This window comes from Flavobacterium sp. (assembly GCF_036405015.1).
Classification (GTDB): Bacteria; Bacteroidota; Bacteroidia; order Flavobacteriales; family Flavobacteriaceae; genus Flavobacterium.
The window spans coordinates 1-8561 of the sequence record NZ_DASWYK010000217.1 but is presented as its reverse complement, the minus strand read 5'-3'; the positions used below and the strand labels follow the sequence as shown (position 1 = coordinate 8561).

The following is an 8561-nucleotide window of genomic DNA, read 5'->3' as shown; positions in this document are numbered from 1 at the left end:
GATAACGAAATCGATATGGCTTGGTTAAACAAAAACCACGGTGCATCTAAAATCGAAATCAAACCACAAGTTGACAAATACAACATCAACGGTAAAGATATCATCATCTTGGCTGAAGGTCGTTTAGTAAACTTAGGTTGTGCTACAGGTCACCCAAGTTTCGTAATGAGTAACTCATTTACAAACCAAACTTTAGCTCAAATCGAATTATGGAACAACAGTGCAGCTTACAAAAATGACGTTTACATGTTACCAAAACATTTAGATGAAAAAGTGGCTGCTTTACACTTAGCTAAATTAGGTGTTGAACTTGAAGTTCTAAGAGAAGATCAAGCTGCTTACATCGGAGTTGAAGTTCAAGGTCCATTCAAACCAGAATACTACAGATATTAATCAATTGTAGATTTCTGATTTTAGATTTTAGATTTCTTTAAAATCATATATCAAACCCGACAAGTTAAAAAACTTGTCGGGTTTTGTTTTTTTCAATCTAAAATCTAAAATCAAGAAATCTAAAATTAATTGGGCGTGCCACCATCCCGACAAGAGGGCAAAAATACGTTGCGCTTATTCGCCCTCTTGTCGGCATGCTGTCGGGCTATCCGCGCTACTTCGGTAGCTTGCTCCTATCCCTCACGCTTACGTGTACCAAGAAGCAAGATTTAATCAGATATTTTAGACGATTCTTAAATTATAGTCCTAAATTTGAAATACCATAACCCCAATAAAATCAAATCATGAGATTACGTCTAATTTTAATGTTATTCATTTCCTTTCCCTTTTTTATTAATGCCCAATCCAGCATGCAGAGACAAATGCAGTCTTCAAACGCAATGTTCAGACAACAAAATCAAATGTTTTTGCAGCAACAGCAACAACAACGTATGATGGCCACAATGATGAACAATATTGAAACTAAAGAAACAAAACTGGCTAAAGAGGAAAAAAAACTAAAAAAAGCAACAAAAAAATTAGAAGAGAGAGAAGCTGATTTACAGTTAAAACAAAAAGAATTAGCATCGCTTGAAAATAATTCAAATGCAAAAAAAGATATTCAAAAAGCAAAAAGCAAAATCGAAAAAGAAGGAGAAAAAATAAACAAATCAAAATCTGATATCGAAACCAGTTCTTCTAAAATTCAAGATTTACAGCAACAAATAGAAGCAGATAAAATCAAAAGAGCAGAACTTGCTAAAAAACACGAAGAAGAAAAAAGATTAAAAGAAGAGGAAAAAGCCAGAAAAGAACAAGAAAAGAAAAAATAAACCCCCTCTTTAAACCTATATAAAATGGTTGAAAAAAGCATTAGAGAAACTGCCTTCAAACTAACTTTTGAATTGATAGAAAATATCAACAAAAAGAATTTCAAAAACCTAGAAGACAATTTCAGTATCAATCCGGCTGTTTTAGAAGAAATCAAAGAAGAATTATTTGATTATTTTGAAACTGAAAATCTACCAAAACTCAAAATTCTGGAAACTCATTTTGACATCTTTAAATATGATTCTACAGAAGGATTCGGTATCGAAGCAACGATTTTCACCCTTGAAAATAAAGAAACCGAATTGACATTACACACCGAATTCTACAATAATAGCTTAAAATTTAAGTTAATTGAAGTAATGTAGAATTGCTTTTTTCAATTCAAAAACATCAAAAATGATCGAAAAAATTTCATGCGACATACACGGTTTAAAAGAAATGTCTTTTTCATGCATTCATCTTGCAACAGCAATAGATTCAAAAAACCAGGTTGGTTTTTATTATTCAGAAGCCGAAGGAGATCTTCCACAAATTGCTTGGTGTGGCTCTTGCGAACAATATCTTTTAGACAACGGCGAAGAATGGACAGAAACTTTTCAAAACTTAGCCGATTTCAAAATGTTATGCTCTGATTGTTTTGACGAAGCAAAAAATAATGAAGAAGAAATCCATCTTAGATAAAACATTTTTCATGAAAAAGATTATCGCCCTTTCTCTATTCTATTTCTTTACTTGTTCAACATTTGCTCAAAGCAATGATGTTTGGATTGCATTTCCGAATAAAGACACCACATTAACAGGATTTAAAGACAAAAACGGAGTAATTAAGATTGAACCCAAGTTTTCTGGTTTTACAACCGCAAGAGAATTTGAAAACATAATCGCTGTAAGTGAAGAAAAAAACAACAAATGGGAAAGCTATTATTTAACCAAAAAAGGCAAAGTCGTTGGTCGCGATAGTTTGTATGTTTTTGACAATAGTCCAGACTGCGAAAACGAAGGTTTCATCAGGTTTACAGATCGTAAAACCGATAAAATGGGAATCTTTAACAGCGAAGGTAAAATTGTCATTCCAGCCCTATACAGCGACATATCAAAAGTTCATAACGGATTAATTTCTGTGTTAAAAGACGCTAAAAAGAAAAGAGATCCTTTGGGAGAACATTTTTTCTGGACTGGAGGAAAAGAACATCTTATTGACCTCAACAATAAAATTCTAATCAAAGACTTTAAAAGCGATAACAATTTGAATTTTTATTCGCTTCAAAAATCAAAAGAGCCAAGCAAAGATCAAACAAGAGACAATTTCCTTGGAGTTGACGGTCAATACTATTCTTTCATTAATTATGAAAAAGAATTTAAAAACTGGCTCGAAAACACCTTACTTTCGGATTTATCTCAAGCCAATTTAGAAAAACATTCTTTCGATAAAATAACGTATTGGAAAGAACCAGATGGATGGCTAAATGTACCAAAATCGAAATTTATAGAACAAAACTACATCTACTTAAAATTAAAACTGGAGGAATTAAAAAATCCGAAAACAGATTACTTTGTTTCTTTCAACGGGTTAAATCCGTTTATTTTCGAATCAGACGATTACAGAATTTATTTCAATAATTGTAATGAATCTAAAGATTGGATTTACCCAACAATGGATATTGTAATTAATCCGAAAAAACAAACAGATCACGGACAAGACCATTTTGACTTTGTACGAACTGACAATGGTTATAAATTAATAAATGTTTCTTCCAGAACAAATATTCTGAAATAACTCTTTCCGCTTTAAAGTTTACCTTTGTCAAAAAGTAAACCATGAAGAATTTTCTGTTTTTATTCTTAGCTATAATTTTCGAAATCATCGCAACTTCAGCATTAAAAAAGTCTGAAGAATTTACCAAAATGCTTCCAAGCATTATTACTGTTATTGGTTATTGTGGTGCATTTTATTGTTTGAGTTTTGCTATAAGAACTATTCCTGTTGGTTACGCTTATGCCATTTGGTCTGGAGTCGGTATTGTTTTAATTACAATTATAGGTGCCGTATTCTTTAAGGAAATTCCAGATTTGCCAGCAATTATTGGTTTGGCATTAATTATAATTGGGGTAATTGTGATTAATGTTTTTTCGAAGACTACTGCTCATTGAAGTAATGCCACAAAGACACTAAGTCACAAACTTTCTACTTTTTAGTTTTTCGGCCTTGATAAAAGTAAACAATATTTCAAAAAAACCTTCGTGCCTTAGCGTCTTTGCGGCAGAAAAAAGAAAGCAAGTTTCAGATTTTATATCTTCTAAAACCAATCGATATTTGTATTATAAAATGGAAAGAAGATGAACACACAAGAAACCATCAATTATAATCGTATCGCCGAAGCTATAGATTATATCAAAGCTAATTTTAAGGATCAGCCCAATTTGGATGAAGTAGCTGAAAAAGTACATTTGAGTCCGTTTCACTTTCAGCGACTTTTTAGCGAATGGGCAGGAACGAGTCCGAAGAAATTTTTGCAATATACAAGTATCGAACACGCCAAAAAATTACTCAAAGAAAATCAGGCAACTATTTCAGAAACTGCTTTTGAAACTGGACTTTCTGGCACAAGTCGACTTCACGATTTATTTGTCAATATCGAAGGAATGACGCCAGCAGAATATAAAAACGGAGGAAAAAATCTCGAAATAAATTACAGTTTTGCCGAAAGTCCGTTTGGGAATATTATTGTGGCTTCAACACAAAAAGGAGTTTGTTTTATGGCTTTCGCCGAAGATGAAATCCCTGGATTTATTGCTTTGAAGGATAAATTTCCGAATGCTCAGTTTTCTAAAAAATTAGATTTATCACAGCAAAATGCATTATTTATTTTCCAAAATGACTGGAGTAAATTAGCTGAAATTAAACTACATTTAAAAGGAACCGATTTTCAATTGAAAGTTTGGGAAGCTTTGCTAAAAATCCCAATGGGACAGCTTTCTACTTATGGTTCTATTGCGAATCAAATTCAGAAACCAAATGCATCACGTGCAGTCGGAACAGCGATTGGGAGTAATCCTGTTGCATTTTTGATTCCGTGTCATCGTGTTATCCAATCTTCTGGAACATTTGGCGGCTATATGTGGGGAAATACCCGAAAAACAGCTATTATCGGCTGGGAAGGCGCTCAAATAAATCTTTAAGTTTTTTCGCCACAAATTCACGAATTATTCTTTTTAAAATCTATGTGATAATTTTTTCGAATTAATTCGAATAATATTTAGATAAAGTATTTAAAAAGAAAATTCGTGAATTGCTTCGCCTGTTCGCTATCGCTCGAGTCGTGGCGGAAAAAAATCTCAATCTAAAACTTCCTTATGCAAAATATACAATCAAAAATTGCTTCTCAAAACTGGGAAAGCATCACCGAATCTATGCACGAAAATGGTTTTGCCATTATTCCAAATATGCTAAACAACGAACAATGTGAAGACCTAAAATTTGATTATGGCAACCCAAATTTATACCGAAAAACAGTTGTCATGGAACGTCATCGTTTTGGTTTGGGCGAATACAAATATTTCAATTATCCTTTACCTAGTTTAATTCAGGATTTACGTTCTTCAATTTATCCGAAACTAGCTCCAATTGCCAATTCTTGGATGAAAGCTTTGAATATTAATACCATTTTTCCAAAGACACATGAAGAGTTATTAAAGCAATGTCATGAAAATAATCAGCTCAAAGCGACTGTTTTAATTTTAAAATATGGCAAAGGCGGCTTCAATACTTTACATCAAGATTTATATGGAGATGTTTATTTTCCGATTCAAATTGTGCTTTTTCTAAATGAACCCGATGAAGATTTTACTGGTGGCGAATTTGTTTTAACGCAACAAACGCCAAGAGCACAATCGAAAGCTATTGTTTTAAAACCTAAAAAAGGAGATATTTTGGCTTTTACAACCAATTTCAGACCTGTAAAAGGTACAAAAGGGTATTATAGCGTGAATATGAAACATGGAGTAAGCGAAATTCATTCTGGCGAACGATATACATTGGGGATTATTTTTCATGATGCGCTTTCGTGAATATTTTTTTTCCGCCACGAATTCACGAATTATTATTTTAAAATCTTTGTGATTACTTATTCGAATTAATTCGAATAATATTGGATAAAGTATTTAAAATAATAATTCGTGAATTCGTGGCGAAAAAACAGCAAAATATTAGAAGCACTACAGTGCATCTCTACAATATAAAACTTATAACTTCATGATTAATCATCAAAAAATAACCGATTCTGAATTGCTTCGTAAAATTAAAAATGGCGAAATTTGTTTCGGTGGAAACCAAAAATTAAAAATCTACGGAACGCTCAAATGTTGTTCTGGAAAGAGAATTAAACGCGAAAATCGTGTTTTCTTTTCTTCTGAGAATGAAGCCAAGCAAAATGGTTTCAGACCTTGTGGACATTGCATGAAAACCGAATATCAAAACTGGAAAAATGGACTTATTTAATCCTCATACTGACGAAAACACCAATTTACTTCCGCAAGATGGGACTGTAAATTACTACGGAAAATTGTTTTCTAGAGAAGAAGCAGATTACTATCGCGATACTTTATTGAATACCATTGAATGGAAAAATGATGAAGCGATTATCTTCGGGAAATTAATTTTAACCAAAAGAAAAGTGGCTTGGTATGGTGAGAAAGAATTTGAATATACCTATTCCAACACTACAAAAAAAGCACTTCCGTGGACACCTGAGTTATTAAAACTAAAAGCCATTATTGAAGAGAAAACAGGAGAAACTTTCAATTCCTGTCTGCTGAATTTGTACCATTCTGGTGAAGAAGGAATGGCGTGGCACAGTGACGGCGAAAAGGATTTAAAAAAGAATGGAGCAATCGGATCTCTAAGTTTTGGTGCTGAACGCAAATTTGCTTTCAAGCATAAAGAATCTAAAGAAAAGGTAGCTTTAATTTTAGAACATGGAAGTTTGTTGGTTATGAAAGATGAAACGCAAACCTATTGGTTGCATCGACTTCCTCCAACTAAAACAACAACAAAACCAAGAGTAAATCTGACTTTTAGAACTATTGTAGAATCAAATCAAATTTAGGAATAAGGGTTATTTTTTCTTCAAAGCTGCATTTTCGTAAGAAAGTTTTAAGGCATCTTCAAACATTTCGGGTCTAACTTTTGAGAGTTCGACAATAGTCCAGCCTTGTTTTCCCCATTTATTTGGTACTTCATGGAAAATCTTTTCGCTTGATGCGCAAAAAACAGGCTGTTCTATTTCGGTTAATTTTATTTCTAATTGATTTCTTTTTTCGTCTAAAGTGGCAAAAATTTTCTTTTTGATTCGAAAAGAAGTTTTTGTAAAATGAGGTCCTTCGGTCGCATCAGGAAATGACATTGCTAATTTTTTAACTTCTTCAATTGAAACCATAATCATTATTTTTTAAGATTAAAGTTTAACCTTTCGGTGAAATAAAAAAAATACTTTTCAACACATAGAAACATAGTTTTTCTAGTTTAAAAAAGGCGTTTTACTTGCATTAACAAACATAGCGATATGCTAGAAACTAGTTTCCTTTTAAAATCTTATTACCAATTAAATAAAGCTATATTTATTTCTATGTATTGAAAACAATTATACCAAATAATTGATTTTACCTTCTACCAACCTTGATTCAAACCATTTTTTAAAACCTCATCGTATTTTTCTTTGTCAAAAGAATATAAGTTTGGGGCTTTGTGTGCCACATTACTTTTCTTTTCGTCTAGTTTAGTCAGAATTCCGATGTTAGTGATCTTTCTCAGAAAATTTCTTCTATCCAGTTTTTTATCCAAAATGGTTTCATACAATTTTTGAAGTTCTGGAATTGTAAATTTTTCTGGTAGTAAATTAAAACCAACTGGCATTAAATTCAATTCGGCTCTTAAAGTATCCAAAGCTTTATCCAGAATTTCTCTGTGATCTAAAATTAGTTCTGGTACTTCTTTATGATCAATCCATTCTACAACCTCTTTTCTTCCTGTTGGGTTAGGAATAATTTTCGAAAAATCTACTAAGGCATAATAGCCAATCGTAACAAAACGACGTGTGAGCCATTTTCCTTTTTCTTCATCAATTTGAAGATATTCGAGTGTTTTTTTGTCAAAATGCTGATCATTTCGTTTGACCTTTCCAAAGGTTGCAAATTGCCTTAAAAAAACGCCTTCAACGCCTGTTCTTCCGTTTAAGACTGTATTTGCAGCGGTATCAATATCTTCGTCAACAGGAATAAAACCGCCGGGTAAAGACCATTTATTGGCGCGTTCTACTTTTATCAATAAAACTTTTAACTGATTGTCATGAAAACCAAAAATTACACAGTCTATAGAAAGTCCAGGCTGGTAGTTTTCGTTGTTATCTATAATGTCTTTTAACATTCAAATTGAGTATAAATCCTTCTAATAACGATGCAATTTACTTCATTTTTACAAAATCAAGTACTTTTTTGGTAAATTATAGAAGTGTGTGAATTACAATTTTAACTATAATTTAAAGTCAAATTTAAAAAAAATAATTACATTGCGTCATAATAACACATTAATGCTTTTAATTGTTAAAAATTAAAGAAAAATAATACAAGCTGTTCCATTTTTCTTCAAGTGAGCGTAGAAATTTAAACACAGAAGTTATGATTACCAATCCGTTAAAAAACATCAATAAAAAAATTAGAACCAAAATCTGGACTTCTTTCGGGTTTGTTTCTAAGACGTATCTTTTGGAAGCTTCATTAAAATATAGTGAAGAACAAGAAAGAATTTTTAATGAAATGATTGTTGAAAAAGATGCCAAAAATAAAAAGGCCAAGCAAGAAGCTTATGAAAAAGCTTTGTATGCTTCGTACAAAGGAATTGGCGTAATGGATTTTGTAAATACTCTTTTGAAATAAACCTTTCCCTGTAATATAATTTATAATGCAACCTCACTTTCTTTCCGAGTGAGGTTTTTTTTATCATAAATTTCACAATAGTAATAGAGTTAAATCGTTTATTATTATTTATTTTTATTCTTTTAAAGTAAGAATATACACCTACAAATCACAGATATGGAAAACATCGTAGAATCAGAAAGTTATAAAATTCAAAAACCTGGAGACTGGGCTTCAAAAATTGATGACAATCAGCTGATCGAATACATAAAAGAATCTGATTTTTCAAAAAAACAAGTCGACGAAGGTCGCGATTTCTGTTATTTCTTAGATAAAATCTATTACACAAGCGACACCGAAAACAGCGAATATGCTTGCGTTGCTTACAC

The 8561-nt window shown here is 32.0% G+C and carries 13 protein-coding genes and 1 pseudogene; 12 read left to right on the top strand and 2 right to left on the bottom strand.

The genetic code is table 11. The features are described from left to right. The 10 genes from VGE71_RS18810 to VGE71_RS18765 form a co-directional block, all read left to right on the top strand. Positions 1-393, top strand: a 393-nt coding sequence (locus VGE71_RS18810; protein ID WP_331139678.1) for an adenosylhomocysteinase, incomplete at its 5' end; no start/stop codon positions are given. A 344-nt stretch (positions 394-737) separates the two neighbouring features. Further along, positions 738-1265, top strand: a complete 528-nt coding sequence (locus tag VGE71_RS18805) for a hypothetical protein (RefSeq protein WP_331139677.1) — start codon at positions 738-740, stop codon at positions 1263-1265. A 24-nt stretch (positions 1266-1289) separates the two neighbouring features. After that, positions 1290-1628 carry a hypothetical protein gene (locus VGE71_RS18800; protein ID WP_331139676.1) on the top strand — a complete coding sequence of 113 codons (339 nt, stop codon included), beginning with the start codon at positions 1290-1292 and terminating at the stop codon, positions 1626-1628. Positions 1629-1659: 31 nt separating this feature from the next. Further along, complete coding sequence (locus VGE71_RS18795) at positions 1660-1944, top strand: hypothetical protein (protein ID WP_144215530.1); 285 nt, start codon at positions 1660-1662, stop codon at positions 1942-1944. Between the two features lie 10 nt (positions 1945-1954). Further along, on the top strand, positions 1955-3040 hold the full coding sequence (locus VGE71_RS18790; RefSeq protein ID WP_331139675.1) for a WG repeat-containing protein: 1086 nt from the start codon (positions 1955-1957) through the stop codon (positions 3038-3040). A 41-nt stretch (positions 3041-3081) separates the two neighbouring features. Beyond that, positions 3082-3414 (top strand): multidrug efflux SMR transporter, encoded by a 333-nt coding sequence (locus VGE71_RS18785; protein WP_331139674.1) that lies wholly within the window; start codon positions 3082-3084, stop codon positions 3412-3414. A 186-nt stretch (positions 3415-3600) separates the two neighbouring features. Further along, entirely contained in the window at positions 3601-4443 is an 843-nt protein-coding gene (locus tag VGE71_RS18780) for a methylated-DNA--[protein]-cysteine S-methyltransferase (protein ID WP_331139673.1), read from the top strand. Between the two features lie 174 nt (positions 4444-4617). After that, positions 4618-5331 (top strand): 2OG-Fe(II) oxygenase, encoded by a 714-nt coding sequence (locus VGE71_RS18775; RefSeq protein WP_331139672.1) that lies wholly within the window; start codon positions 4618-4620, stop codon positions 5329-5331. Positions 5332-5515: 184 nt separating this feature from the next. Then, positions 5516-5761 carry an Ada metal-binding domain-containing protein gene (locus VGE71_RS18770; protein WP_331139671.1) on the top strand — a complete coding sequence of 82 codons (246 nt, stop codon included), beginning with the start codon at positions 5516-5518 and terminating at the stop codon, positions 5759-5761. Continuing rightward, positions 5748-6368, top strand: coding sequence for an alpha-ketoglutarate-dependent dioxygenase AlkB family protein (locus VGE71_RS18765; protein ID WP_331139670.1), 621 nt, complete (start codon positions 5748-5750; stop codon positions 6366-6368). The genes VGE71_RS18770 and VGE71_RS18765 overlap by 14 nt, the downstream gene beginning before the upstream one ends. 9 nt (positions 6369-6377) lie before the next feature. On the opposite strand, the gene VGE71_RS18760 is transcribed toward VGE71_RS18765, so the two are convergent. Both VGE71_RS18760 and VGE71_RS18755 read right to left on the bottom strand, forming a co-directional pair. Further along, entirely contained in the window at positions 6378-6698 is a 321-nt protein-coding gene (locus VGE71_RS18760) for an MmcQ/YjbR family DNA-binding protein (protein ID WP_331139669.1), read from the bottom strand. A gap of 230 nt (positions 6699-6928) precedes the next feature. After that, a complete protein-coding gene (locus VGE71_RS18755; RefSeq protein ID WP_331139668.1) occupies positions 6929-7684 on the bottom strand; it encodes an NUDIX hydrolase in 756 nt (251 codons plus the stop codon). A 251-nt stretch (positions 7685-7935) separates the two neighbouring features. Between VGE71_RS18755 and VGE71_RS18750 the strand changes: the two genes are divergently transcribed. Together VGE71_RS18750 and VGE71_RS18745 are read left to right on the top strand one after the other, a co-directional pair. Next, the gene (locus VGE71_RS18750) at positions 7936-8193 is read left to right on the top strand and encodes a hypothetical protein (RefSeq protein WP_331139667.1); all 258 of its coding nucleotides are present in this window, start codon (positions 7936-7938) and stop codon (positions 8191-8193) included. Positions 8194-8349: 156 nt separating this feature from the next. Continuing rightward, positions 8350-8561 (top strand): annotated as a pseudogene (locus tag VGE71_RS18745) (hypothetical protein); the annotation flags it as partial.

What these genes read in the sequence shown, in the direction of transcription:
- VGE71_RS18750 (WP_331139667.1), top strand. Translation starts at nt 7,936, where the DNA reads ATGATTACCAATCCGTTAAAAAACATCAATAAAAAAATTAGAACCAAA.
- VGE71_RS18800 (WP_331139676.1), top strand. Translation starts at nt 1,290, where the DNA reads ATGGTTGAAAAAAGCATTAGAGAAACTGCCTTCAAACTAACTTTTGAA.
- VGE71_RS18785 (WP_331139674.1), top strand. Translation starts at nt 3,082, where the DNA reads ATGAAGAATTTTCTGTTTTTATTCTTAGCTATAATTTTCGAAATCATC.
- VGE71_RS18765 (WP_331139670.1), top strand. Translation starts at nt 5,748, where the DNA reads ATGGACTTATTTAATCCTCATACTGACGAAAACACCAATTTACTTCCG.
- VGE71_RS18775 (WP_331139672.1), top strand. Translation starts at nt 4,618, where the DNA reads ATGCAAAATATACAATCAAAAATTGCTTCTCAAAACTGGGAAAGCATC.
- VGE71_RS18755 (WP_331139668.1), bottom strand. Translation starts at nt 7,684, where the DNA reads ATGTTAAAAGACATTATAGATAACAACGAAAACTACCAGCCTGGACTT.
- VGE71_RS18805 (WP_331139677.1), top strand. Translation starts at nt 738, where the DNA reads ATGAGATTACGTCTAATTTTAATGTTATTCATTTCCTTTCCCTTTTTT.
- VGE71_RS18760 (WP_331139669.1), bottom strand. Translation starts at nt 6,698, where the DNA reads ATGGTTTCAATTGAAGAAGTTAAAAAATTAGCAATGTCATTTCCTGAT.
- VGE71_RS18790 (WP_331139675.1), top strand. Translation starts at nt 1,955, where the DNA reads ATGAAAAAGATTATCGCCCTTTCTCTATTCTATTTCTTTACTTGTTCA.
- VGE71_RS18795 (WP_144215530.1), top strand. Translation starts at nt 1,660, where the DNA reads ATGATCGAAAAAATTTCATGCGACATACACGGTTTAAAAGAAATGTCT.
- VGE71_RS18780 (WP_331139673.1), top strand. Translation starts at nt 3,601, where the DNA reads ATGAACACACAAGAAACCATCAATTATAATCGTATCGCCGAAGCTATA.
- VGE71_RS18770 (WP_331139671.1), top strand. Translation starts at nt 5,516, where the DNA reads ATGATTAATCATCAAAAAATAACCGATTCTGAATTGCTTCGTAAAATT.